This window comes from Paenibacillus sp. FSL W8-0426 (genome assembly GCF_037969725.1).
GTDB classification, from domain to species: domain Bacteria; phylum Bacillota; class Bacilli; order Paenibacillales; family Paenibacillaceae; genus Paenibacillus; species Paenibacillus hubeiensis.
Window position 1 is genome coordinate 5,846,387 of the sequence record NZ_CP150203.1, and the last position, 23,614, is coordinate 5,870,000.

General features: G+C 50.6%; 18 protein-coding genes, 17 tRNA genes and 2 rRNA genes. 2 read left to right on the top strand and 35 right to left on the bottom strand.

Annotated elements, in window-relative coordinates; translation table 11 throughout:
* Positions 1 to 74: 74 nt before the first annotated feature.
* The 3 genes from MKY59_RS26430 to MKY59_RS26440 form a co-directional block, all read right to left on the bottom strand.
* On the bottom strand, positions 75 to 1,388 hold the full coding sequence (locus MKY59_RS26430; protein WP_339274611.1) for an MFS transporter: 1,314 nt from the start codon (positions 1,386 to 1,388) through the stop codon (positions 75 to 77).
* Positions 1,389 to 1,705: 317 nt separating this feature from the next.
* The gene (locus MKY59_RS26435; protein ID WP_339274613.1) at positions 1,706 to 2,494 is read right to left on the bottom strand and encodes an RNA methyltransferase; all 789 of its coding nucleotides are present in this window, start codon (positions 2,492 to 2,494) and stop codon (positions 1,706 to 1,708) included.
* Between the two features lie 37 nt (positions 2,495 to 2,531).
* Positions 2,532 to 3,194, bottom strand: a complete 663-nt coding sequence (locus MKY59_RS26440; protein ID WP_236414817.1) for a TrkA family potassium uptake protein — start codon at positions 3,192 to 3,194, stop codon at positions 2,532 to 2,534.
* Positions 3,195 to 3,324: 130 nt separating this feature from the next.
* Between MKY59_RS26440 and MKY59_RS26445 the strand changes: the two genes are divergently transcribed.
* The gene (locus MKY59_RS26445) at positions 3,325 to 3,558 is read left to right on the top strand and encodes a small acid-soluble spore protein SspI (protein WP_339274615.1); all 234 of its coding nucleotides are present in this window, start codon (positions 3,325 to 3,327) and stop codon (positions 3,556 to 3,558) included.
* A gap of 343 nt (positions 3,559 to 3,901) precedes the next feature.
* Here the strand turns inward: MKY59_RS26445 and MKY59_RS26450 are convergent, their stop codons facing one another.
* The 12 genes from MKY59_RS26450 to MKY59_RS26505 form a co-directional block, all read right to left on the bottom strand.
* Positions 3,902 to 5,485: a peptide chain release factor 3 gene (locus tag MKY59_RS26450; protein ID WP_236414821.1), complete on the bottom strand. Its 1,584-nt coding sequence runs from the start codon at positions 5,483 to 5,485 to the stop codon at positions 3,902 to 3,904.
* 350 nt (positions 5,486 to 5,835) lie between these two features.
* Positions 5,836 to 6,234, bottom strand: coding sequence for a DoxX family protein (locus MKY59_RS26455; RefSeq protein ID WP_236414823.1), 399 nt, complete (start codon positions 6,232 to 6,234; stop codon positions 5,836 to 5,838).
* Positions 6,235 to 6,614: 380 nt separating this feature from the next.
* The gene (gene zwf / locus MKY59_RS26460; RefSeq protein ID WP_339274618.1) at positions 6,615 to 8,165 is read right to left on the bottom strand and encodes a glucose-6-phosphate dehydrogenase; all 1,551 of its coding nucleotides are present in this window, start codon (positions 8,163 to 8,165) and stop codon (positions 6,615 to 6,617) included.
* A 157-nt stretch (positions 8,166 to 8,322) separates the two neighbouring features.
* Positions 8,323 to 9,084 (bottom strand): YwmB family TATA-box binding protein, encoded by a 762-nt coding sequence (locus MKY59_RS26465; protein WP_339274619.1) that lies wholly within the window; start codon positions 9,082 to 9,084, stop codon positions 8,323 to 8,325.
* A 239-nt stretch (positions 9,085 to 9,323) separates the two neighbouring features.
* The gene (locus tag MKY59_RS26470) at positions 9,324 to 10,004 is read right to left on the bottom strand and encodes a response regulator transcription factor (protein WP_290371435.1); all 681 of its coding nucleotides are present in this window, start codon (positions 10,002 to 10,004) and stop codon (positions 9,324 to 9,326) included.
* Positions 9,967 to 11,055 carry a sensor histidine kinase gene (locus MKY59_RS26475; RefSeq protein WP_339274620.1) on the bottom strand — a complete coding sequence of 363 codons (1,089 nt, stop codon included), beginning with the start codon at positions 11,053 to 11,055 and terminating at the stop codon, positions 9,967 to 9,969. Before MKY59_RS26475 ends, MKY59_RS26470 begins: the two co-directional genes overlap by 38 nt.
* Positions 11,056 to 11,088: 33 nt before the next feature.
* Entirely contained in the window at positions 11,089 to 11,736 is a 648-nt protein-coding gene (gene liaF / locus MKY59_RS26480) for a cell wall-active antibiotics response protein LiaF (RefSeq protein ID WP_236414831.1), read from the bottom strand.
* Positions 11,737 to 11,887: 151 nt separating this feature from the next.
* Entirely contained in the window at positions 11,888 to 12,601 is a 714-nt protein-coding gene (locus MKY59_RS26485; protein ID WP_236414833.1) for a PspA/IM30 family protein, read from the bottom strand.
* 1 nt (position 12,602) lies between these two features.
* Entirely contained in the window at positions 12,603 to 13,106 is a 504-nt protein-coding gene (locus tag MKY59_RS26490; protein ID WP_236414836.1) for a PspC domain-containing protein, read from the bottom strand.
* A gap of 19 nt (positions 13,107 to 13,125) precedes the next feature.
* Positions 13,126 to 13,362: a PspC domain-containing protein gene (locus MKY59_RS26495; RefSeq protein WP_236414838.1), complete on the bottom strand. Its 237-nt coding sequence runs from the start codon at positions 13,360 to 13,362 to the stop codon at positions 13,126 to 13,128.
* A gap of 6 nt (positions 13,363 to 13,368) precedes the next feature.
* Positions 13,369 to 14,034: a PspA/IM30 family protein gene (locus MKY59_RS26500; protein WP_236414841.1), complete on the bottom strand. Its 666-nt coding sequence runs from the start codon at positions 14,032 to 14,034 to the stop codon at positions 13,369 to 13,371.
* A 36-nt stretch (positions 14,035 to 14,070) separates the two neighbouring features.
* Entirely contained in the window at positions 14,071 to 14,376 is a 306-nt protein-coding gene (locus MKY59_RS26505) for a hypothetical protein (RefSeq protein WP_236414843.1), read from the bottom strand.
* Positions 14,377 to 14,796: 420 nt separating this feature from the next.
* Between MKY59_RS26505 and MKY59_RS26510 the strand changes: the two genes are divergently transcribed.
* Complete coding sequence (locus MKY59_RS26510) at positions 14,797 to 17,178, top strand: helix-turn-helix domain-containing protein (RefSeq protein ID WP_339274624.1); 2,382 nt, start codon at positions 14,797 to 14,799, stop codon at positions 17,176 to 17,178.
* A 302-nt stretch (positions 17,179 to 17,480) separates the two neighbouring features.
* Here the strand turns inward: MKY59_RS26510 and MKY59_RS26515 are convergent, their stop codons facing one another.
* The 20 genes from MKY59_RS26515 to rrf form a co-directional block, all read right to left on the bottom strand.
* Complete coding sequence (locus MKY59_RS26515; protein ID WP_339274625.1) at positions 17,481 to 18,308, bottom strand: methyltransferase domain-containing protein; 828 nt, start codon at positions 18,306 to 18,308, stop codon at positions 17,481 to 17,483.
* Between the two features lie 189 nt (positions 18,309 to 18,497).
* Positions 18,498 to 18,576 (bottom strand) — tRNA-Leu (locus MKY59_RS26520).
* Positions 18,577 to 18,584: 8 nt separating this feature from the next.
* Positions 18,585 to 18,658 (bottom strand) — tRNA-Cys (locus MKY59_RS26525).
* A 9-nt stretch (positions 18,659 to 18,667) separates the two neighbouring features.
* Positions 18,668 to 18,742: transfer RNA gene (locus MKY59_RS26530), tRNA-Gly, on the bottom strand.
* A 6-nt stretch (positions 18,743 to 18,748) separates the two neighbouring features.
* Positions 18,749 to 18,823: transfer RNA gene (locus MKY59_RS26535), tRNA-Gln, on the bottom strand.
* Positions 18,824 to 18,829: 6 nt separating this feature from the next.
* A tRNA-His gene (locus MKY59_RS26540) sits at positions 18,830 to 18,902 on the bottom strand.
* 24 nt (positions 18,903 to 18,926) lie between these two features.
* A tRNA-Trp gene (locus MKY59_RS26545) sits at positions 18,927 to 19,000 on the bottom strand.
* 8 nt (positions 19,001 to 19,008) lie between these two features.
* Positions 19,009 to 19,094, bottom strand: a tRNA-Tyr gene (locus MKY59_RS26550).
* Between the two features lie 4 nt (positions 19,095 to 19,098).
* Positions 19,099 to 19,174: transfer RNA gene (locus tag MKY59_RS26555), tRNA-Thr, on the bottom strand.
* Positions 19,175 to 19,195: 21 nt separating this feature from the next.
* Positions 19,196 to 19,271 (bottom strand) — tRNA-Phe (locus MKY59_RS26560).
* A 94-nt stretch (positions 19,272 to 19,365) separates the two neighbouring features.
* Positions 19,366 to 19,443, bottom strand: a tRNA-Asp gene (locus tag MKY59_RS26565).
* 27 nt (positions 19,444 to 19,470) lie between these two features.
* Positions 19,471 to 19,544 (bottom strand) — tRNA-Met (locus tag MKY59_RS26570).
* 16 nt (positions 19,545 to 19,560) lie between these two features.
* Positions 19,561 to 19,636, bottom strand: a tRNA-Val gene (locus MKY59_RS26575).
* Between the two features lie 62 nt (positions 19,637 to 19,698).
* A tRNA-Glu gene (locus MKY59_RS26580) sits at positions 19,699 to 19,770 on the bottom strand.
* A gap of 19 nt (positions 19,771 to 19,789) precedes the next feature.
* A tRNA-Ser gene (locus MKY59_RS26585) sits at positions 19,790 to 19,878 on the bottom strand.
* Between the two features lie 3 nt (positions 19,879 to 19,881).
* A tRNA-Asn gene (locus MKY59_RS26590) sits at positions 19,882 to 19,957 on the bottom strand.
* A gap of 118 nt (positions 19,958 to 20,075) precedes the next feature.
* Positions 20,076 to 23,001 (bottom strand): 23S ribosomal RNA (locus MKY59_RS26595).
* A 182-nt stretch (positions 23,002 to 23,183) separates the two neighbouring features.
* Positions 23,184 to 23,259, bottom strand: a tRNA-Ala gene (locus tag MKY59_RS26600).
* Between the two features lie 91 nt (positions 23,260 to 23,350).
* Positions 23,351 to 23,427: transfer RNA gene (locus tag MKY59_RS26605), tRNA-Ile, on the bottom strand.
* Positions 23,428 to 23,462: 35 nt separating this feature from the next.
* A 5S ribosomal RNA gene (gene rrf / locus MKY59_RS26610) occupies positions 23,463 to 23,579 on the bottom strand.
* Positions 23,580 to 23,614: the final 35 nt, after the last annotated feature.

Consider the following 23,614-nt stretch of genomic DNA (forward strand, 5'->3'; position numbering starts at 1 on the left):
CATAGATCGTTACGCTAATTTGAATTTCAATTCCAATTTTGACTTGAGGCAGATTTGCGCTTCCCCATACCTCGTTAAGCTTGTTCCATTTCAAGGTTCCTTTCATCAGACTTCACCGATGGTTCTGCCTGAGAAACTTTGTCCCGGAAAGCCCGGCGACTTAGCAAGCCTACCAAAAGCGCTAGCATGGTCAGGCCGGCCGCGAACAGGTAGAGATTCACGATCCCGATATATTCGGCAAGCCCAGCCATGCCCAGCAGCGAAATGCAAAATACGAGATGCATAAGTGAAGCTTGGGCAGATAACACCTTGGGCAGCAAAAGTTTGGCTACGCTGCGCTGAATTAAGGTGCGCCGGTTAATAACGGAAAGCTCCGCAAAAGGCCCCATCAACATAACCAAAATAAGTGCAACGTATGGCTCTGTATTGAGCGCGTAAAGTGCGGTTAGAACGCCATAACCGGCCATGCCGATCATCATCACCGCTAAATAGCGGTTGCCAATCGTTCTTGCCAGTGCCAGTACCAGCATTCCACCACCTATTGTCCCTGCAAAATAAGCGGCATTAATAAATCCCCACCATTCTTCGCCTTGTCCAAGTGCGACTTGAACGAACGCAAGGGTAAAGGCGCCAACCCAAATCGAACCGCCAAGCATGTCGATCATGTCCATAAACGTAAGCACCCGCAGGCGAGGCGTATTCCATATCATCTTCCAGCCTTCGGTCAGCGTATGCCATCTGGATGGGCCAAGTGCCGGTATTTCGTCAGAGGACGCGTTCAATTCCTTATCTCCAGATCCCGATTTCGTTGGTTCTTTGACGCCCAGCGTAAAAGCCGCGGCAAGACCATAGATAACAGCCGTCAGCAACAACGTGGGGCTGGCACCCAGAAATGCAACGACGATGCCGCTTAATCCCCAGCCTGCGAATTGCACGACCTGATCGCTGACGCTAATCAGCCCGTTGGCTTTAAGCAAACCTTGCTCACGCGTTACTAAACGTGGTATAAGTGCATTTCGGGCCGGGGTTGTCCATCCGTCGAGAAAAGACATCACGAATACGAGTGAAAATACCAAAACAAGCGATGAAGCCTCTCCCTGAAGCTGTAAATAAACGGCCAGGCAAACGAACAGCAGGAATTGCCCCACTTGCGACAATAAAAGAAGGTTAGACAACTTGAAACGATGGATCAGCAAAGGCGCAATCAGGCTGCTCAACATCTGAGCCCCGCTGCGCATCAGCGGCATCAGCGCCGCCGATACGAGAGACTCGGTCCGATCAAGGACCAGCACCGTAAGGGCCATTATGTAAAGCACATCAGCTGCATTCGCCGCGGTTTGGGTCGTCCACAGGAAATAAAAAGGACGGGTCAGATTCGATGACTTCATGACAAATTTTTCTCCATTTCTTAAAAGTTACTTATTAAACAACATAAGAGTTATTCACAAAAAATATTCAATAAAAATAAGATTAATGTAATTAAAACAGTTTTACAACAAAAAACAGGAAAAACATAACATCTCGCTTATTTAAGATTCCTCATGTAAAAGGGAAACAGACTAACTAGCCGACTTTTTCTGGATTTAAAAAAGACTGGAGAAACGCTCGGGGAAAGGCCCGGCATTTTCCAGTCTTTGGTCTTGTATGGACGCTGATTTTGCTCCTCCGCGCTCATTTATAGTTGCGGACAGGAAATGTTTCCGTTTTACACCATCCGCTGTCTCATCGCCTCAAACAACAGAACCGTTGCCGCCATCGCGGCGTTCAGCGACTCGGCTTGCCCCTGCATCGGGATGGTGATCGCATCGTCGACCCGTCGGGCCGTGGCATCGGAAATACCTTTGCCCTCGTTGCCGATGACCAGCCAAACGGACTGCGTAAAATCATAACTGTAGCACGAGTGCTCTGCCTGCAGTGACGTGCTGACAAGTCGCACGCCCGCCGCTTTTGCCTCAGGCAGGATCGTCTCCAGATCGCCTTCCACGATCGGCAAATGGAACAAAGAGCCCATCGTAGATCGAATTGTTTTCGGATTATATACATCGGCAGAGCCGGCTCCCAGCACTACGCCTGCCGCTCCGGCGGCGTCGGCACTGCGAATGATCGTTCCTACATTGCCCGGATCCTGCACGCCATCCAGCACAACGACGAGTCCTTTCGCGTCTGACCACAGGTTTTGCAGCGGTTCGCTGCTTTTGCGCACCACGGCAAACACAGGCTGGGGCGTCATCGTATCCGTACATTTTGCAATGACCGCTGGGGAGACGCTAATCCACTCCACGTTCTGAAGCGGCGTTTCCAATCCGGCCAGTTCCTTCGGAATGCCGCGTTCCCCGTCGTAAGCGATGCATTCCAGATCCGCGCCTGCGCGCAATGCCTCCTGCACGAGATGAATGCCTTCAATCATATATTTATGCTGACGGGTACGATGCTTCTTCTCCAGCAATTGTGCCCATTCTTTCACGCGGTTATTTTGAGGTGATACGATATCCATGATTCCATCCTTCCCGTTCTCGGGTCATTTCTTTGGCTTATTTGGGATACGCCAGCTCCATTTTGGTCAAATGATCCTTGTGGCCCACGATAATGAGCACGTCCCCTTCTTCGATCCGATCCTCGGCATACGGCGAAATATTCATCGAGCTGCCTTGGCGAATCGCCATGACGTTACAGCCAAAGCGCGCTCGGATATTCAGTTCCAGCAAGTTTTTGCCGATCATCTGCTCCGAAGCCTTCATTTCGAGAATGCTGTAATCTTCGGACAACTCGATATAGTCCAAAATGTTGGGCGAAGTCAAATGATGCGCAACCCGCAGTCCCATATCCCTTTCCGGATAAATGACCTTGTCCGCTCCGATCTTTTGCAACACCTTGCCATGAAGCTCGTTCTGTGCTTTAACAATCAACACCGGAACGCCCATATCCTTCAAAATTAGCGTCGTCAGAATGCTCGCTTGAATGTCCTCGCCAATCGCAACCACCACGACGTCAAAATTACGAATGCCCAGCGCCCGCAGCGCTTCTTCGTCGGTGGAATCGGCCGATACCGCATGCGTTACGATATTCGACATCTCTTGAGTCCGTTGTTCGTCCGCATCGATGGCGAGTACGTCAAAGCCCATGCTGCTGAGCGCATTCGCCACACTGGACCCAAACCGTCCCATGCCGATGACGGCATATTGCTTTTTTGCCATAAGGGTCTAACCTCCCGCTCCGTGCTTCAACATCCTTCGTAGTATACCACAAAGACCGACAAACTTGAATGCGCTCACGGTCTGCAGGGTACAGTATAAGGGCAGCCGAATATACGAGGAGGGACTTGCGATGCCAATTACTTTAAGCCTGCGTGAAGCGATTGTTCATAAGGTTCATGACAAAAGCGATGCCCAGCTCCGCGAAATGATTGAAGGTTCTGTCGACGGCCCTGAAGCGGCCTTGCCCGGACTGGGTGCCATTTTCGAAATGATCTGGAAGAACACCGATCCTGCCAAACAGGATGAACTGATCCAGGTAGCACAACAGCATCTGCACACGATTCCCGTTAAGCCCCTGCGATAATGTCGGGAATGGCCGGGAATAGACTGTCACCCGTTATTACGTTGTTCTGTCTGCACACAGCATTTGCCTGATCGGTCCGAATTATGCTCCGCGGTTCTTAACTTGCGGCATTGTTCAGTAAAGCCGATCGGCTTACCGAATCACAAAAACAAGGTACAGCTCTTGATGAGCCGTACCTTGTTTCCTATGAAAGCCCAAGAACTGCACCATCAACTTTATCGACGGCCGAACTGAATTAAAAAAAGACCGAAACACCCTTCACAGGGGCTTCGGTCTTCCTTTTGTTGCTTTGCATAACACACGTAACTTGTTTTATTAAACGCTACTCCTAGAAAAACGAGGCTTATGGCGCCGTCTCCAGGAATTGGGCGGTTGGGTTTTTGTCCATGGCCGTTCTCATCGCATATTCATTTTCGAACAGGACCACGTAATTTCCTTTTTTGTCCTTCACCAACGCCGAATTGATGCGGAACTTGCTCGGGTCCAGATTCTCGTCAATGATCCAACGGGCGAACTGATACGGCATGCGCTGAAGCTGCACGTCCACGCCATACTCGCCTTTCATGCGGTATTCGAACACCTCGAATTGGAGCTGGCCGACTACGCCGAGCAGCGTTTCATCGAAGTTGACCGTCTGGAATACCTGGATGGTGCCTTCTTCGGTCAGCTGGTCGATCCCTTTTTGATATTGCTTATGCTTGAGCGCGTTCTTCACCGTAACTTTGGCGAAAATCTCAGGAGAGAACGTAGGCAGCTCGTCAAAGACGATTTCGCTGCCTTGACTCAGGGAATCCCCGATGCGGAAGATGCCTGGGTCGAACAAACCGATGATATCGCCGGCGTATGCCTCTTCCACGATATCCCGGTCCTGTGCCAAAAATTGCTGCGGCTGCGACAGCTTGATTTCTTTGCCGACACGAACATGCTTGACGCTCATGCCGCGTTGGAACTTACCGGATACGATGCGCAGGAACGCAATGCGGTCCCGGTGTGCAGGGTTCATGTTGGCCTGGATTTTGAATACGTATCCGCTGAATTTCTCGTTCGTTGGTTCAATTTCGCCAGCCGTGCTGCGGCGAGGCTCCGGTTTCGGCGCGAGCTGCAGGAAGTTCTCCAGGAACGTTTGCACGCCGAAGTTGTTGATGGCACTGCCGAAAAATACCGGCGTCAATTCGCCGCGCTGTACTTTTTCCATGTCGAACGGATCTCCCGCCACATCCAGCAGCTCCAGGTCCTGACAGAGTTGATCATGCAGGTACTCGCCCGCCATCTCGCGGATGACCGGATCTTCATATCCGTCCACTTTTTGCACCTTGATCGTCGAATGGTCGTCCCCTTGGAACAGCTCCACCTGATTTTTCATCCGATCGTACACGCCGCACAGATCACGTCCCGATCCGATCGGCCAGTTCATTGGCACGGAACGGATACCCAAGACGTTCTCCAGCTCTTCCATCAGATCGAACGGGCTTTGCCCCTCGCGGTCCAATTTGTTAATAAACGTAAAGATCGGAATGCCGCGTTTCGCGCAAACCTGGAACAGTTTGATGGTCTGTGCCTCGACCCCTTTGGCCACGTCGATCAGCATGACCGCGCTATCCGCCGCCGTCAGCGTGCGGTACGTATCCTCGGAAAAGTCTTGGTGACCCGGTGTATCCAAAATGTTGACGCGGTGTCCCAAGTAATCGAATTGCATCACGGAGGACGTTACCGAGATCCCCCGCTGTTTCTCGATTTCCATCCAGTCACTTGTCGCGTGTTTGCTGGCTTTCCGTGCTTTGACCGTTCCGGCGAGGCGAATCGCGCCCCCGAACAGCAACAGCTTCTCGGTTAGTGTCGTTTTACCCGCATCCGGGTGAGAAATGATGGCAAACGTCCGGCGTTTGTCCACTTCCTGTTGTAAAATCTGATCTTCAGCTTTGCTCATTCCCTCTATTCCTTTCGTCCGTTCATTCTAAAGTTCAGTCTCCGGCAGTCGCCGGAAGGTTATTCATCGATATGCAGTCCGGCATTTGCCGGTTGATGTGATCCGCTGGCGTTCAAACCTATGCTTGAACCATTTTACGCATTTACAACGGAGTTCATCCTCCCTGACCTGTTGTATTATTGCATGCCGTTACTTAATATGTGTATTCAACTTTCCTATTGTACCATAATCCCGGCCGAAAATAACCGATTCCATGCCGCAGAGTTCATCCTTTTTCGCAAAAAAAGAGCACCCGCGGCCCGGTTAAGGCTTAAGGGTACTCAATCCTGCTTTTGAGCATACACTTCGTATTAGAAAATCAATGCATCCAGGGCATATTGACCGCCGCCTGTAAGTGCCAATGCAACCCCGACGGCCAGAATGGCCAGGTTGTATTCGTATCCGTTTTGCGTAGACCAGTAACCGTTCGCTCCATGCACTTTGACAATGGCAATGACCATCGTGAGCGCAATCAGAACGCCGCCAACCGGAGTGAGCAATCCCAGGGCCAGCAACAATCCGCCGCCAAATTCCGCAAGTCCTGCTAGCAAGGCAACCACCGCACCCGGTTTCATGCCCATCGATTCAAACCAACCGCCTGTGCCTTTAATGCCGTAACCCCCGAACCAACCAAACAGCTTTTGCGCGCCATGCGCCATAAACGATAGTCCAATCACCAAACGAAGCAACAACAATCCTACATCCAACATGCTTTTCTCCTCCTATCAAATATATGCAAAATAGTATTCTTAGAATAAAGATATTATGCTAAAATATTTCCTTCATGAATGATTCTGCTCTGTATCCCCTTCTGTCGCGCCTTTTTCATCTCATGAATCTTTGGGTGATCCCCGCATCGTGCCGACATCACTTTTTCTTTTGCGTAATCTCTTTATGTCCTGGAATGAGTATATGTTATCTACTTACTTTTTGTCAATAACTTATTTTAGTAATGTTATTACCATTATTATCATCATCGCGAAAAAAGCCCGAAAAACGCATAATGATGCGCTTTCCCGAGCTTCGCATATCCCCTGTCCATACGTTCAACCAAATAGGTTGAGCCGTATTTCATCTATTTTTCACCTGATTAATGATTGAATTGCCACACCACTTCGTCTTCAGCCTGCCCGTTTACCGGCCACCAGTGGAATCCGTCTTGTTCCAGCAAAGCATTCGTTGCTTCCGGTCCCCAGGTTCCTGCCGGGTAGGTGTGCAGTTCCCCCATGTTGTTCGACCAAGCCGCAGCAATGCGATCAACGAAGGACCAAGCCGTCGCAACCTCGTCCCAACGCGTGAAATACGTGGAGTCCCCTTCCGCCGCATCGTGCAGCAAACGTTCGTATGCCTCCGGCGAATTGATGCCGATCATGCAGCTCTGGCAGAAATCCATGGCTAAAGGTTGGATTTCCGAATCCGAGCCCGGTTTTTTGGCATTGATTTTGATATAGATGCCTTCCATCGGATTCACGCGAATCACGAGCAGGTTCGGCTCCAATTTGTACTTTTGACCCAGGTACACGTTGCTCGGCATCGATTTGAACTCCACGACGATTTCGGTCGTTTTGACCGGCAGCCGTTTCCCCGTCCGGATATAAAAAGGAACTCCTGCCCAGCGGAAATTGTCCACGAAGACCCTTGCTGCAAAATACGTCTCGGTCGTGGACTGCGCATCCACTTTGTCCTCTTCGCGGTAACCCGGCAGAGGTTCGCCGCGGAACGTTCCTGCCCCGTACTGGGCCCGAACCACATTCCGGCGCACGTCTTCATCCGAGGAAAACGGGCGCAGCGAGCGAAGCACCTTTACCTTCTCGTCCCGAATATCCTCGGGATACAAACGGCTGGGCGGCTCCATCGCAATCATGGCCAACATTTGCAGCATATGATTTTGCCCCATGTCCCGCAGTGCACCCGAGTGGTCGTAATATCCGCCGCGCTCTTCCACGCCGACCGTTTCCCCGAGCGTAATCTGTACATTGGCAATATGCTTGTTGTTCCAGAGCGGCTCAAAAAAGGCATTGCCAAACCGGATTACTTCGATGTTCTGCACCATTTCCTTGCCAAGGTAATGGTCGATCCGGTAAATCTCTTCTTCTTTGAACACTTCTCGAATCTGCTCGTTCAACTTCTCCGCCGAGGGCAGATCATAGCCGAACGGTTTCTCGATGACCAGCCGATTCCATCCGCTGCCGTCCAGCATGCCTCCATCACGGAGACTGTAAGAAACGCTGCCGAACAGCTCCGGCGCAAGAGCCAAATAGAACAAACGATTGCCCGGAATGTTGAATTGTTCTTCCAGCCGTGCAGTCTGGACGTTTAACTCCCTGAAACCATCCACATCATTGATATCCAACGAGGTATACTCGAAATGCTCGGTAAACCGATTCCACTTCTCTGTTTCCTCCACAGGGTAACGACAAAATTCCTGGATCGATTCGAGAAGATCTTCTCTGAATTCCTCGGGAGACCGTGGGCGGCGCGCAACGCCAATAACGGCGAAATCCTCGCCTAACTTCCCTTCCCGATAAAGACTATAGATTGCTGGAAACAGTTTCCGGCGCGCCAAGTCTCCGGTCGCCCCAAAAATGAGAAATATTGCGCCTGGCGTCTGAACTTCGTGCTGCATTTGTTTTTCGACCATGAGCTCCTCTTCCTCCCGCAAAAACGATTCGTATCGCTTCTTTGATTAAGTCGTAGAAGTTACCAGTTTTAGTCAAAACATATGTCATCGCCTGCAGAGTTGATGACATTTTAGCATAAAGCATGAATACTTGCATTAATTTTCCTGTCGCTTTCTATCAATATTCAATCGTTATCACCGGGAACCCTACCGTAATTCGATTCTCTTCCCGATTTTGGTCCGTGTGTACGGCCAGCTGCATGTTCAGTTCGCGAGAGGCGCTCGCGATGGAAAGCGGCAGCCCGGGTACTTCGTAAGATACGGCCACCGTGCCGTTGTCCGTATATCGCTCCGCCTCGTGAACATCAAGCCGGGAAGCCATCGCTCGTTCGGCCTGCTCCAGTTGTTCCCCTGCATTTGTCAGCGAGGCAGCTTCTGCAGGTGTACTGCCCTGCATGGCAAAATTCCACGCCGCCTGGAGCCCTGCTTCGTTCAGCAGCCGCCCGACCTCCTCATGCAGCGAGAGGAATGCGTTCATGTCCGATTTCTCATCGGCCGTTAACTGCACGATGAGATAATACTCGCCTTCGTCAACGACGGCTGCGTTTACAAGGACCCCCGCCTGCAGCTCTCCCCCTTGCCGTTCGCTGCGGTATACCTCATGTCCCGTTTGAATGGTTTGTTCGGGTTCAGGCAGCCCAAGCTGCCGGGACAATACGGATGCGGCTGTCTGCGCATTTCCCTTTCCCTGACCCTGCCATTTAACGATCATGCGATCCGCTTTATCCATGGCCAAATGGCCGGTATGTATAAGTGCTTCAAGCTGTGTTCTTTCGGATTCAGACTTAAGCGGCTGTTTGTCCGCGTACACCCGACTCACTCCGACCAAAACGATAACCAATGCAAGCATCATGCCCGCTTTCATCCAATGTGCCTTCATGTTCAGCCCGCCTTTTCTATAATCTATCAATCTATCAACAGCATGCCCCGGATGATCCGGCTGTAAACACAGCAACACAAAAAAGCCCAACCTGCCATAAAGAGGATGGCAAATTGGGCTTCCGACCGAGTCAGGAAGGTATACCTGATGATCAGTTATTGCATTTTCTGCAATTAGTGCAGTTTTCGGGTTATCCGTTCATTCGATATGTTCGGCCCTGCTCAAGGCATAGCTCGCTTTTATTCGGCAAGGCCGTTTTTATATGCATAAATCGCTGCTTGCGTGCGATCATCCACGCCGAGTTTGGCCAAAATGTTGGTCACGTGGAATTTGACCGTTTTGATGCCGATCACGAGGTCGTCCGCGATGTCCTGATTCGACTTCCCTTGCGCCAACAGCCTCAGCACGTCCATCTCCCGATCCGTAAGCTCTTCATGGGCAGGCGCGGTCGCCTGCGGTTGACGGAAACGGTTCATCATTTTGGAGGCCACCTGGGACTCCAATACAGACTGGCCGCGAGCGGCAGCACGAATGGCATCGGCAACTTCGTTGGCCCTTGACGTTTTCAGCAAATAACTGAACGCGCCCGCCTCAATGACCGGATACATCTTCTCGTCATCCAAATAACTGGTAAGCACAATGACCTTGCATTCCGGATACATTTTAAGCAGTTGTCGAGTTGCCTCGATGCCGTCCATGCCCTCCATCACGAGATCCATAAGCACCACGTCCGGTTTGTACTCCTGAGCCAGGCGAATGCCTTCTTCTCCGCTGCCGGCTTCGCCCACGACTTCAATGCCGTCCTCCGTATCCAGCACCGCGGCCAGACCGATGCGCACCATTTCATGATCGTCCACGAGCAGTACCTTGATCGACGTTTCGTTATCCGATTCCATCTCGATTTCCGTTTCCGTTGCCATGTTCTTCCCCGCTTTCATCGTTCATCAAAGGTATCGTAATCTCAATTCTTGTTCCCTTCCCGGGAGCGGTGACAAATTGGATCGCTCCGCCGATTTCTGTAACGCGCTCACGCATGTTCGCGAGCCCATAGGAGGCCTGCTTCTGGTCATTCAACTCAAAGCCTTGCCCGTCATCGCGAATGAGCACCCGAATCGCATCCATTTTGCGCTGCAGCCGAATCTCCATTTTGTCCGCCTTCGCATGGCGCAACGTGTTGGACATGGCTTCCTGGATGATCCGGAACAAATGGTTCTCAATGCCCTTCACTAAGTGAATATTGTCATCCATTTCAAGCACGATTTCCATCGGCACTTTCGTTTTCAATTCCATCACCAGGTCGCGAAGTCCCTGCTCCAGCTGTTTGCCCTCCAAGTATACCGGCCTCAAGTGGAGCAATAATGCGCGCATCTCCGATTGCGCGACGGATGCCATCTCTTCGATGAGTGCCACTTGTCTCTGTGCCCGATCAAAATCTTGGCCCATTTTGCGCCCGACTGCCGTCGCCGTCATGGAAATGGCGAACAACTGCTGTGATACGGCATCATGCAGTTCACGAGCCAAGCGCTGTCGTTCCTCCACGATCGCCGTAATGCGCGCCTGTTCCGCAAGCTGTGCATTGTTGGTGGACAAACGCTGCAATGAAGTCACCTGTTCTTCCCACTTTTTGCCGATGCGTCCGAGTTGTTCACTCAGGCGGCCCACATCATCCGGGCCGAGATCGGGCACCGTACGGGAAAGCGATCCTTTCTCCCATTGAAGCAGCGTCTCCCGCAGCAGTTCAAGCCTTCGTTTGACGCGGTAGCTTTGGTAAAACCCGAATATTGCCCCGATGGCAACCAGGAGCAATAGCAGCGGCAGACCCGCTTGCAGCAAATGCCGCCAGCCTGCAAAAGGAGCCAAAAAACCATATGTATACAATACATACAAAATGACGGCCAGCACAACGAAAACAAGGAGGATCCCCTCACCCATGCTTCGGGTTACCATATCGGCATGTCGTTTCGTTTTCAACAGGGTCTCCTCCTCTTTGCATTTATTAACTTACTACGGTTTACTGATGAATAAGTCGCCAACAATATAGGAAATGACAAATTTTGCTTTATGTTCACTGGATTCATATCCAGGAGTTCTCCATACCAGTTTGTTCATCATTCCGCTGTCCTGCTCGCCCAGAAATTGAATGCGCCCGAACAAGACAGAGGCTTCGATTTCGACGCCGTAATCTTCAGGCAAGTTCAAACGTACATTTCCCATGACACCTTGGAGCAATACGACGGTTTGCTTTTCTTCCGGCAGGGAGAGGGACAGATCGGCATTCACTTCGCCGAGGACATGCCACAGGCTCATGCTGCGCAGCGTCCAAGGCGCACGATCCCAATAATAACGGGCCATAAAGTTTTGTTTGCGCATCACTTTTTGATGCAAATCCATCTTTTTGTTATTCGAATAAAAATAAGCGAGTGAACCAAGCACAATCAAAAACACGATCATTAAGTTGTCCAGCAATAGCAAGCCTGCGCCGATGCCCAGACAACGGTAACCTTTGCGCGTATCTCCTTTGCGGACTTGAAGCATCCCGATCGTTAACAGGATGAGTGCGGCAGCCGTCAGCACGTTAATATGGCGATTCAGCAGCATCACAACGCCGATGGCAATGATCACTACGGCAAGCCATTGCGCTTTTCTGTTCATATCTGCCACACCTCCTCTGTATGCTGGTGAACCCTTGTCGTTGGAAAAGCCATACCAGGCATCTTTCATCCCGTATGGCTTTACCTTTTACTCTACAAACCGTTCTCTATTCACGATTTATAGAATATCATATTGTTTGCTGACCGAACAGTTATTCTTTGGTTGTACCTGCATCATTTTTGGCGCCATTGCCCAATTTGTTTTTGAGCGCTTGCAGCTGCTGGTCGACTTTGAATTGTTTTTCAGCGTCCGCTGGGTTGGTGTACGTTGCGTTAGTCGCATGAGCATTGCGATACGGTGCACGCATTACGTCAGCCTCTGCTTCCATTTGCATGATTTTTTCTTCCATACGGTGGAACCCAAGCGATGCGCTTCCGCTCTCGATCGTATGCAGGCTGTTGATTTGCGACATTTGTTTTTTCGCTTTGGCCATTTGAGCACGGGATACAAGCTCATTGCGTTTGTTGCGCATTTTGTAAAACTCGTCTTTCATGTCATGCAGCTGTTGCAGCAGGTCTTTGGCTTGTGCTTCGGATTGTGCATGCAGCTCGCTGTACTCGGTGATCTTTTGATCGAAATAGATTTTTTCTTCCAGCAGCTTGCGTGCTACCTCTTCCTGACCGTTTGCCAAAGCCGCTTCGGCTTGAGATTCGCGTTGTACGGAAGTACGCTCAGCTTCATCCAGACGCTGCTTCATGCGGCGCTCGTTGGCCATTTGTTTTGCTACCGTTACTTCAGCCTCATGAATTTCGGCCTCCATATCGCGCAAATATTGGTTGAGCATTACGATTGGGTCTTCTACTTTATCCAAAAGATCATTCACCGACGCCTTTGTCATATCCTTAATCCGTTTAAATACTCCCATGTTATTTTTCTCCTTTCTCGTAACGAGATAATTTTTGGCGAAGCTCTTCGACTTCTTTTTGCAATGCTTTTTTCTCGATATCCTTCATCATGGAATCCAGTTCGCTTTCCTGCTGGTTTCCTGCGTAATTGCCGTCATAACGCGTTCCCTGATTAGGTCTGTTGTTATACCCTGGACCCGGTCCGAAACCGCCGGAACCCTGGTTGAACGGGCCTTGGTTGAATGGACCTTGGTTGAACGGCCCTCTTGGCGGATGTTGATCGTGACCCTGGAAACCTCGGCCGGGACCTGGCCCGGGGCCATATGGATCATATGGAGGGTAAGGTTCCTTCGGCACAACCAGTGCGGCGATGAAGTAGATCAGTAACGACGTGCCGCCCGTAACGAAGATGCTGATGACAAAGATGATACGCAGCAGCGTAGAATCCATGCCGATCGATTCGGAGATGCCGCCGATTAATCCGGTAAGCATCCGGTCACGCGTTGAGCGATATAGTTTGCTCATGTCGTGTTACTCCTTTCTGTCATTTGTATCCTCTTCCGAAATCAGGGCCGTATCCGTACGACTCACCGGGGTAAGTTTCCTTCGGTACCAACAGTGAAGCGATGAAATAGATCAGCAGCGACGTGCCGCCCGTGGCAAAAATACTGATGAAAAAGATGATGCGCAGCAGCGCGGAACTCACGCCGAGGTTTTCGGAAATGCCGCCGATTAGGCCTGTCAGCCTACGATTACGCGTCGACCGAAATAATCTGTTCATGCTTGGTTACTCCTTTCTGTCGGTATTCAGCTTCTGTCTCAGGCGCTCCAGCTCTTTATCGAGCTGGGAGGATGAGATTCCGCTTGAGGTGTCTCCCTGCCCCATTCTTCGCAAATCCCGAAGACTCTGGGTTTCATATTCAAGATCCGATACTTGATCATCCAAACGATTGAACATGCGAGGAACATTTTGGCCGTTATACTGGCTGCGCTGATTCATCCGCTGCTGCAGTTGAATCGTCTGCATCCGGGCGTAATAATATTGGCGCTTGCTGTATACGGTTTGATATTCAACCTTCAGTTGGTTGATTTGCTCATCCAGTTCCTGCAAAGCGGAGTTGCTTTGTTGGTACAGTTCGTTGTACTGCTCCATCTTTTCTTCGTAGATGATTTTTTCCTGCAAGGCTAGCTTGGCAAGGTGCTCTTCCCCGGCTTTCAAAGCCATCGAAGCTTGCTCCTCCCGTTTGTGTACCATGGCGGCGGCCTGATCGGCCTGTTGTTTCATTTGTCTTGTGTGTGAAGCATACTGGTGACGGAGCTTCTCGGCTTCGCCAATATCCTGGCGGGTCGAGACCAGAAACTGGTCGATCAATTTCACTGGATCCTGACTTTGCTCCAAATGCTCATTCAATGTTGCTACGGTAATGTCCCGCATTCGACGAAATACACTCATTATGCTCTGGCCCTCCTTTTCATAATCGTTAATGGCTTAGTACCGACGATATCCGCGTTTGTTGTTCAGCATGGAGATTCCGAAGATGATTAATCCGATAGCGATGATCGGACCGATCAACCAGGACAGTTTGACCATCAGCGAAAGAATACCGATGAGGAGAACGATCCATCCCAGAGCCACATTGCCTCGCTTCACGCCGTAGTATCCAAGTGCAATCATCAGAATCGGAATCAGATAACCTGTCAGATGTCCCAACAATGGAGTCAATTTTCCGAAGAGAAGCAGTACGCCGAGTGCGATAAAGACGATCGCCCAGCCATTTCCTTTGTTCCATCTCATGTTCTTGTTCACCGCCCTTTCAGTTCGTTTGTTTCTTGTTTAACCTTATGTCCTTATTCTAGGGGAATCCGACGTTTTTCAAAACAGACCGCGGACGGTTTTTCATCCTAGACTCTGGTCGGGGAAGGATTTGGACCTTCGGCTGTCCGTACGCTGGACCTCGATTCTCTGCATGGATCCCGGCCTGTTATGCTTCATAACCATGTCAAACGCGTCTTCATCCAAGATGAAATCAGTGCAACGAAGCACATGCAAGCACTGTGCACGTTTGCTGTCCCTCTTTTATGAGGTAATGAACGGCAATCCTTCTTTAACACATTACTTTTTTATCCAATTAAACAAAATGTTGTTGTTCTTTATGTAAGCGTTTACTAAAATAGAGTTGAAACCAACTTCATTCCAGAACGTCAGGAGTTGACTATGGGAGCACACAGTTATCTTCATCGGATGATCATTTTTGGCATGCTGTTAAGCACTCTCCCCATGCTGTTAACCGGAATTGCCGCTTTTTTCTATACAACGAACCAGAGCGAGCTGCATCAGCTTCAGACGAACAAACAGCTGCTGAATCAGATGCAGTCCAACGTAGAACATAAACTCGGTACTATAAGCTACATGCTGGATCAAGCAACACGTTGGCCAGCCACGCTGGAGCAGCTGTCAGCCCCACGCCTCGACGCGAAGACACCCAGCGCCGACCGGCTGCAGACCGAATTTCAAAATATGCGTTCCTGGGAGCCTTCCATGGATATCGCGCTCATTAACCAAACGCAGGACTGGCTGATCGATCATGCCGGAATGTATTTAAGCACAGAATTTCCGCTGGCTCTTCCCATGAAAGAAATGCTCTCGAAAACGTTAACGTCCGGTTGGCAGCTCATACCCTCGAGCGTGTTCAACAACCCGGAACACATCTCGGATAACGGTTGCATCTATCATATTGCCCTTGCCAGGCCAGTTCCGCACCTGAGTGCGCCGACCCATTCCGCTGTCATTGCAGGAATTCCTGCCTGCTCGTTGCAAAGCCCGGCCGATATGGAGCAAACCTCGGCTGCAGGCTTAATTATCGTCAACCGGGAACAACGCATTTTGGCCCATCCCAACCCCGCTTATATCGGCAAGCCGCTTGCGGGAATGGATATGCGGGAAGAAGAGTCTGGAAGCAACATGTCTGAACGGCTGCCTTCGGCATCATCCCATGCAGCGGGAGAAGCCAAAGTACGTCTGGGCGACTCGCGGTACTCTTTGTCCTACACCCAATCCTCATTAAGAGGCTGGACCTACATGCTTTTGACGCCAATGAACGTGCTGACCCAGGAATACACGCGCATCGCCGAGCATACCCTGCATGTCAGCCTGATCATGTTGTTGGTCTCTTTAGGGTTAACCTGGCTAGGCTCCAAACGAATGCATGTCCCGATTCGCAAACTGTTGGCCCATGTCGGCCTTCATTACCATCCATCCGTGCGTCAAGCGATGGCTAAGAAGCGTGCAAATGCTTTCCCCACTGAGTTCGAACAGATTCAGGCACGCTTTACGCAGATGGTGGATTCCAGCTCACGGCTTGAAAACCGCCTGAATCAGTACGTGCTTCAAACGCGTGTTTTTTTTGTCATGGACATGCTTCTTGGCAAATGCTCCCCTTCGGCTCTTCAAAGCGGCTTGATTGAGCATGGGTACGGTCACTATCTGGACCAGTGGCAACATGTTGCCGTTATTGTCATTCAGGCAGATCTTGTGCATCAATCCAAGTATACGGTGAGCGATCTCGATTTATTGTTGTTCGCCGTGCAAAATATGATGGAGGAAACGTTAGACGAACATCACCAGCTATACCCTGTAGTATTGGAACAAACTGTAGTCACCATATTGGGGGACGCTGAATCGGATCCGGTGAAATTTGCCGCACATCTGCATGCCATTACAGGACAATTGCAGCAGCAGGTCGAACAAGTGCTTCAACTCACAGTGAGCATCGGGTTCAGCCAACCTTGGACATCTCTCCTGCAAATACATCGTGCCTATTCCGAGGCCTTAAAAGCACTGCACCAGCGTTTGCGGCTGGGCACAGGCATTATCATTCAATATGAGCAGCCGATTCATAGCAGCAGCCCCGCATCTATCAGTTATCCTTCATCCTTGGAGTACGCTCTCGTTCAAGCGATTCAGGCCGGCGACGAAGGTGAAGCGGAAGTGCTGCTGTCCCAGATGCTCGAGCATGTTTTGGATCCGGAATGCCATTCTGAAGATTATCATCTTGCTCTGGCCCGACTGCTCACCCGTATTCTGCAGATGCTGCATGAGAGCGGGATTCGGCTTGATCCGACAACTTCCGGCTATGATTCATTGTACAAGGAACTATTTAACCTTCGATACGCCTCAGAAGTGGAGCATTGGTTCAGTCAGCGGATGATCAAACCCATCATTTTGCTTTTCAAGGAGAGACAAGTTACACAGTACCGTCATATTTCGGACAAAATGATTGCGATCATCCATCAGGAATATGATAGAGATCTCACGCTAGAGGAGTGTGCTGCCAGGCTTCACTATAATGCCAACTACTTAAGCAGTGTGTTCCGCAAGGAAACGGGATCGTCATTCAGCGAATATTTGGCCAAACATCGGTTCACCATCGCCAAAAGATGGTTGGAAGAAACGGATCTGACCGTAAAGGACATCTCTAACCGGCTTCAGTATAACAATCCGCAAAACTTCATCCGTTCCTTCCGCAAATGGGAGGGAATAACCCCGGGCCAATACCGGCTTCGGCAGCAGAACCTGCATGCCGAAAGACAGGTTTAATTTCTAATGAGCTGCCCAGGCCATGAAATACATTCGCTGTTCTATAGCTGCAATCCAGTTTTCTGAAGGATAATTTTTGAAAATTTTCGGGTTTCCTCTATCATATGAGCTTCAGCCCGTTCTAAAGACCTGTTTGAAGGCGCACTACAAGGGGGGTGGTCTGTTATTTATGGGGAGAATCCATTTCGTGAAAGGGTACAAGGTATACCTCGGAACCATGCATGCAAAAGGGGCAGCTTCCACTGCCCCTCTTGGTTTTTCTGATCATACTATTATATGAACAACCGCTCGTAACTTCATGCTTATTTCCGTACAGTTTTCATCTGAGGTTGATCGAGTTGAATCAATATTTTTCCGAATCGTCCTCCCCGCGTAAACGTGACGACGCCATCCGGAAATGTCTTTCTAATGTGCTCTTCAGCAAGTCGCAGAGTCTGTTCATCCGTTGGCAGCTTGTACGTTTTGAGCCATTCCGGCAGCTTATGCACGACATCCTCCAACGGCATCTCCAACGTAGTCGTTTCTTTGGTGATAATGCTCGTATAAGAATATCCCTTCAAATATAGAAGCTGTTGGATGTATGCCATATCTCCTGCTCTGAATGTCGATTTTACCCCCAACACCTCTTTCAACTCATCCATTAGGGTGTGCTCGCGTGGAGCCGCCATCGTGCTGATATACACATATTGCCTGGCGCAGAGGATGGCTTGTTCCACCGTCTCCCAGTCGGACATGGCTGGACACATGGAGGCAAACACCAAATCGAACTTCTTTTCCCAGCCTTTGTCCTGAATGGACAATTCCTCAAAACGTTCCGACACAATGTCGATCCTGGATCTTAATTCGGCAGGAATGGTTTCTTTCATCAAAGCGGTCAGAAAATGCGAAGGTTCAACAGCAGTAACCGTTGCTCCTTTTTCCGCGAATGGTATGCTGAACGCACCTGAGGCGGCGCCGACATCCAGTATCGTTAACCCCTTATATTCGACGCCCTGATTCTCAATCCAGCCCATAATGCGACCAGAACGTTGTTTGCCTTCTTCCGTGAACGACTGATGGTGGTATTCTCTGGCCCACCGTTCAAAGGCTTCCTCCGTATCGAACGGATAGCTCCCTTTCCTGGGAGGCATGGACGCCTTTCTCTTTCTCCAGGCTTCTTCCCAAAGAGATAGGTCAAATAATAATTGTGAATAATCGTGTTCTGTATGCAAATCCGGCACTGTACTCCCACCTAATCATTTCATTTTGTAAGCATATAGATAAACAAAAAAACAGCCCATTAGATGTAATCTCTACTGGACTGTTTTCTTAATACTGAATACCGGCGAGAGGACTCGAACCTCCACGGTTTCCCACTCGATTTTGAGTCGAGCGCGTCTGCCATTCCGCCACGCCGGCATATTTACTGGAGGCGCCACCCAGATTCGAACTGGGGATAAAGCTTTTGCAGAGCTGTGCCTTACCACTTGGCTATGGCGCCATATTCTATTGGAGCGGACGACGGGAATCGAACCCGCGACCCTCGCCTTGGCAAGGCGATGCTCTACCGCTGAGCCACGTCCGCAAATAATGGCTGGGGATATAGGATTTGAACCTATGCATGACGGAGTCAAAGTCCGTTGCCTTACCGCTTGGCTAATCCCCACTAGAGGGCGATCGAGGGGAATTGAACCCCCGAATGCCGGATCCACAAACCGGTGCGTTAACCACTTCGCCACGATCGCCATAATACATAATTAATAAAGAATTGGCAGGGGCAGCAGGAATTGAACCCACACTAACGGTTTTGGAGACCGCTGTTCTACCTTTAAACTATGCCCCTAAAAGCAATGGTGGAGGCTGATGGATTCGAACCACCGAACCCGTACGGGAGCAGATTTACAGTCTGATGCGTTTGGCCACTTCGCTAAGCCTCCACAATGGTGCCGGCGAGAGGACTTGAACCCCCAACCTACTGATTACAAGTCAGTTGCTCTACCAATTGAGCTACACCGGCATATTCGATTATTAGATTCAATGGTGGCTCGGGACGGAATCGAACCGCCGACACGAGGATTTTCAGTCCTCTGCTCTACCGACTGAGCTACCGAGCCATAATAAAGTTAATCTTGAAACGTTGCACTTTATCCAGGCGTCAGTGCCTTACAGCAGATTTAGTGAACAGCTTCCTCAATGTTTGAAAGAAAATGGCGGAACCGACGGGATTCGAACCCGCGATCTCCTGCGTGACAGGCAGGCATGTTAGGCCAACTACACCACGGTTCCAAGATCCCTTATTTAAAATAAGTTCAATTGCGGGGGCAGGATTTGAACCTGCGGCCTTCGGGTTATGAGCCCGACGAGCTACCGGGCTGCTCCACCCCGCGTCGTTAAAAAAGTATATGGTGGAGGCTGAGGGGTTCGAACCCCCGACCCTCTGCTTGTAAGGCAGATGCTCTCCCAGCTGAGCTAAGCCTCCGAACAAGACATTTATGATCATATCATATAATCAATGATAAAATCAAGTCTTTTGGATAAACATGACCCGTAGGGGATTCGAACCCCTGTTACCTCCGTGAAAGGGAGGTGTCTTAACCCCTTGACCAACGGGCCTTGCATTTAAAAATCAGAACGGAGAGAGAGGGATTCGAACCCTCGAGACGCTTTTGGCGCCTACACGATTTCCAATCGTGCTCCTTCGGCCAACTCGGACACCTCTCCATATGGCTCCCCGAACAGGACTCGAACCTGTGACAACTCGATTAACAGTCGAGTGCTCTACCAACTGAGCTATCAGGGAATATTGTTTTGTATTGAAAAACGATCCGCACATCAACTGATGTACCCGTTTTTCACTCAGAGATTGCTCTCTGAAAACTGGATTCGAAACGAAATCTGCGACTTAGAACCTGCATTTTTTGGATAAGCCCTCGACCGATTAGTACTGGTCAGCTCCATGCATTGCTGCACTTCCACCCCCAGCCTATCTACCTCGTCGTCTTCAAGGGGTCTTACATACTGGGAAATCTCATCTTGAGGGGGGCTTCACGCTTAGATGCTTTCAGCGCTTATCCCGTCCGTACATAGCTACCCAGCGGTGCTCCTGGCGGAACAACTGGTACACCAGCGGTACGTCCATCCCGGTCCTCTCGTACTAAGGACAGCTCCTCTCAAATTTCCTACGCCCACGACAGATAGGGACCGAACTGTCTCACGACGTTCTGAACCCAGCTCGCGTACCGCTTTAATGGGCGAACAGCCCAACCCTTGGGACCTACTTCAGCCCCAGGATGCGATGAGCCGACATCGAGGTGCCAAACCTCCCCGTCGATGTGGACTCTTGGGGGAGATAAGCCTGTTATCCCCAGGGTAGCTTTTATCCGTTGAGCGATGGCCCTTCCATGCGGTACCACCGGATCACTAAGCCCGACTTTCGTCCCTGCTCGACTTGTAGGTCTCGCAGTCAAGCTCCCTTATGCCTTTGCACTCTTCGAATGATTTCCAACCATTCTGAGGGAACCTTTGGGCGCCTCCGTTACTCTTTAGGAGGCGACCGCCCCAGTCAAACTGCCCACCTGACACTGTCCCCGTACCCGATCAGGGCACCAGGTTAGAACCTAGATACGATCAGGGTGGTATCCCAACGGTGCCTCCACACAAGCTGGCGCTCATGCTTCTCAGGCTCCCACCTATCCTGTACAGATCGTACCCAAATTCAATATCAAGCTGCAGTAAAGCTCCATGGGGTCTTTCCGTCTTGTCGCGGGTAACCTGCATCTTCACAGGTATTAAAATTTCACCGGATCTCTCGTTGAGACAGCGCCCAAGTCGTTACGCCATTCGTGCGGGTCAGAATTTACCTGACAAGGAATTTCGCTACCTTAGGACCGTTATAGTTACGGCCGCCGTTTACTGGGGCTTCGGTTCACAGCTTCGGGATTACTCCCTAACCGCTCCCCTTAACCTTCCAGCACCGGGCAGGCGTCAGCCCGTATACTTCGCCTTACGGCTTCGCACAGACCTGTGTTTTTGCTAAACAGTCGCTTGGGCCTTTTCACTGCGGCCCCCTCGTGCTATTCACACTACCGGGGCACCCCTTCTCCCGAAGTTACGGGGTCATTTTGCCGAGTTCCTTAACGAGAGTTCTTCCGCGCGCCTTAGAATTCTCTTCTCGCCTACCTGTGTCGGTTTGCGGTACGGGCACCTTCATCTGGCTAGAGGCTTTTCTTGGCAGTGTGAGATCATGACCTTCGCTACTGTAATTTTCACTCCCCATCACAGCTCAGCCTTGCGGTTAGCGGATTTGCCTACTAACCAGCCTCACTGCTTGGACAGGCATCCATCAGCCTGCGTCACTACCCTACTGCGTCCCCCCATCGCTCGTAACGATTTACGGTGGTACAGGAATTTCGACCTGTTGTCCTTCGACTACGCCTTTCGGCCTCGCCTTAGGTCCCGACTTACCCTGAGCGGACGAGCCTTCCTCAGGAACCCTTAGGCTTTCGGCGGATCAGATTCTCACTGATCTTTTCGTTACTCATACCGGCATTCTCACTTGTATGCTCTCCAGCGCTCCTTACGGTACACCTTCAACGTACATACAACGCTCCCCTACCCCTGATCATAAGATCAAGCCATAGCTTCGGTGGTGTGTTTAGCCCCGTTACATTTTCGGCGCAGAGTCACTCGACCAGTGAGCTATTACGCACTCTTTCAATGATGGCTGCTTCTAAGCCAACATCCTGGTTGTCTGTGCAACTCCACATCCTTTCCCACTTAACACACACTTGGGGACCTTAGCTGATGGTCTGGGCTGTTTCCCTTTTGACAATGGATCTTAGCACTCACTGTCTGACTCCCGGAAGTAAGTCTATGGCATTCGGAGTTTGACTGAGCTTGGTAACCCTTGCGGGCCCCGCACCCAATCAGTGCTCTACCTCCACGACTCTGTTTTCCGAGGCTAGCCCTAAAGCTATTTCGGGGAGAACCAGCTATCTCCGAGTTCGATTGGAATTTCTCCGCTACCCCCACCTCATCCCCGCACTTTTCAACGTGCGTGGGTTCGGGCCTCCAGTGCGTGTTACCGCACCTTCACCCTGGACAGGGGTAGATCACCCGGTTTCGGGTCTACGTCCACGTACTCATTCGCCCTATTCAGACTCGCTTTCGCTGCGGCTCCGGCTTCTCACCTTAACCTTGCACGGGAACGTAACTCGCCGGTTCATTCTACAAAAGGCACGCCATCACCCCTAAAATGGGCTCTGACTTCTTGTAAGCACACGGTTTCAGGTTCTATTTCACTCCCCTTCCGGGGTGCTTTTCACCTTTCCCTCACGGTACTGCTTCACTATCGGTCGCTAGGAAGTATTTAGCCTTGGCAGATGGTCCTGCCGGATTCATACGGGGTTTCACGTGCCCCGCACTACTCGGGATCCGTCTCGGAGGGAGCAGACTTTCAATTACAGGGCTTTTACCTTCTATGGCGGGCCTTTCCAGACCTCTTCGTTTAACCGGCTCCTTTGTAACTCCATGTGAGACGTCCCACAACCCCAGAGAGCAAGCTCCCTGGTTTGGGCTGTTCCGCGTTCGCTCGCCGCTACTGACGGAATCACTATTGTTTTCTCTTCCTCAGGGTACTTAGATGTTTCAGTTCCCCTGGTATGCCTCTCCTGCCCTATGTATTCAGACAAGAGTAACTGGGTATTACGCCAGCTGGGTTTCCCCATTCGGACATCCCCGGATCAAAGCTTGCTTACAGCTCCCCGAGGCAGTATCGTTGTTCGCCACGTCCTTCATCGGCTCCTAGCGCCTAGGCATCCTCCGTGTGCTCTTAGTAGCTTAACCAATTGCTCAGATGAGCAATGCAGTTTTCACTAATATATAAACTTGTTTGACACAAGTTCAGCTAGGATGATTGTTCATCGGTTGCTTGAACCGAATGAGCATTCATCCGAAAAGGAATGTTCTAATTCGCATTTTTCGTTTCGATATCCAGTTTTCAAAGAACAAGCTTAGAAAATCATTGTTGGTGGAGCCAAGCGGGATCGAACCGCTGACCTCCTGCTTGCAAGGCAGGCGCTCTCCCAGCTGAGCTATGGCCCCAAACCTTACTCCAAAGAGTGAAGTTTGCCTACGAGATTGATTCCAATTACTTTTCAGCTACCCCGCATACAAAAACCTTATGAAGTTTAAATGGTGGGCCCTGGTGGACTCGAACCACCGACCTCACCCTTATCAGAGGTGCGCTCTAACCAACTGAGCTAAGGGCCCACAATAATATTGAATTGTCACCCGAAACGGGTTACGCTTGGCGGCTTTCTACTCTCCCAGGACCCTGCGGTCCAAGTACCATCGACGATGAAGGGCTTAACGGTCGTGTTCGGGATGGGAACGTGTGGAACCCCTTCGCTATCGCCACCAAACGTATGAGAGTTTGAACTCTCAAAACTGAGCAACG

What these genes read in the sequence shown, in the direction of transcription:
- MKY59_RS26490 (WP_236414836.1), bottom strand. Translation starts at nt 13,106, where the DNA reads ATGAGCAAACTATATCGCTCAACGCGTGACCGGATGCTTACCGGATTA.
- MKY59_RS26500 (WP_236414841.1), bottom strand. Translation starts at nt 14,034, where the DNA reads ATGAGTGTATTTCGTCGAATGCGGGACATTACCGTAGCAACATTGAAT.
- MKY59_RS26465 (WP_339274619.1), bottom strand. Translation starts at nt 9,084, where the DNA reads ATGAAGGCACATTGGATGAAAGCGGGCATGATGCTTGCATTGGTTATC.
- zwf (WP_339274618.1), bottom strand. Translation starts at nt 8,165, where the DNA reads ATGGTCGAAAAACAAATGCAGCACGAAGTTCAGACGCCAGGCGCAATA.
- MKY59_RS26485 (WP_236414833.1), bottom strand. Translation starts at nt 12,601, where the DNA reads ATGGGAGTATTTAAACGGATTAAGGATATGACAAAGGCGTCGGTGAAT.
- MKY59_RS26515 (WP_339274625.1), bottom strand. Translation starts at nt 18,308, where the DNA reads ATGCCTCCCAGGAAAGGGAGCTATCCGTTCGATACGGAGGAAGCCTTT.
- MKY59_RS26450 (WP_236414821.1), bottom strand. Translation starts at nt 5,485, where the DNA reads ATGAGCAAAGCTGAAGATCAGATTTTACAACAGGAAGTGGACAAACGC.
- MKY59_RS26455 (WP_236414823.1), bottom strand. Translation starts at nt 6,234, where the DNA reads ATGTTGGATGTAGGATTGTTGTTGCTTCGTTTGGTGATTGGACTATCG.
- MKY59_RS26445 (WP_339274615.1), top strand. Translation starts at nt 3,325, where the DNA reads ATGCCAATTACTTTAAGCCTGCGTGAAGCGATTGTTCATAAGGTTCAT.
- MKY59_RS26470 (WP_290371435.1), bottom strand. Translation starts at nt 10,004, where the DNA reads ATGGCAACGGAAACGGAAATCGAGATGGAATCGGATAACGAAACGTCG.
- MKY59_RS26495 (WP_236414838.1), bottom strand. Translation starts at nt 13,362, where the DNA reads ATGAACAGATTATTTCGGTCGACGCGTAATCGTAGGCTGACAGGCCTA.
- liaF (WP_236414831.1), bottom strand. Translation starts at nt 11,736, where the DNA reads ATGAACAGAAAAGCGCAATGGCTTGCCGTAGTGATCATTGCCATCGGC.
- MKY59_RS26430 (WP_339274611.1), bottom strand. Translation starts at nt 1,388, where the DNA reads ATGAAGTCATCGAATCTGACCCGTCCTTTTTATTTCCTGTGGACGACC.
- MKY59_RS26505 (WP_236414843.1), bottom strand. Translation starts at nt 14,376, where the DNA reads ATGAGATGGAACAAAGGAAATGGCTGGGCGATCGTCTTTATCGCACTC.
- MKY59_RS26440 (WP_236414817.1), bottom strand. Translation starts at nt 3,194, where the DNA reads ATGGCAAAAAAGCAATATGCCGTCATCGGCATGGGACGGTTTGGGTCC.
- MKY59_RS26510 (WP_339274624.1), top strand. Translation starts at nt 14,797, where the DNA reads ATGGGAGCACACAGTTATCTTCATCGGATGATCATTTTTGGCATGCTG.
- MKY59_RS26435 (WP_339274613.1), bottom strand. Translation starts at nt 2,494, where the DNA reads ATGGATATCGTATCACCTCAAAATAACCGCGTGAAAGAATGGGCACAA.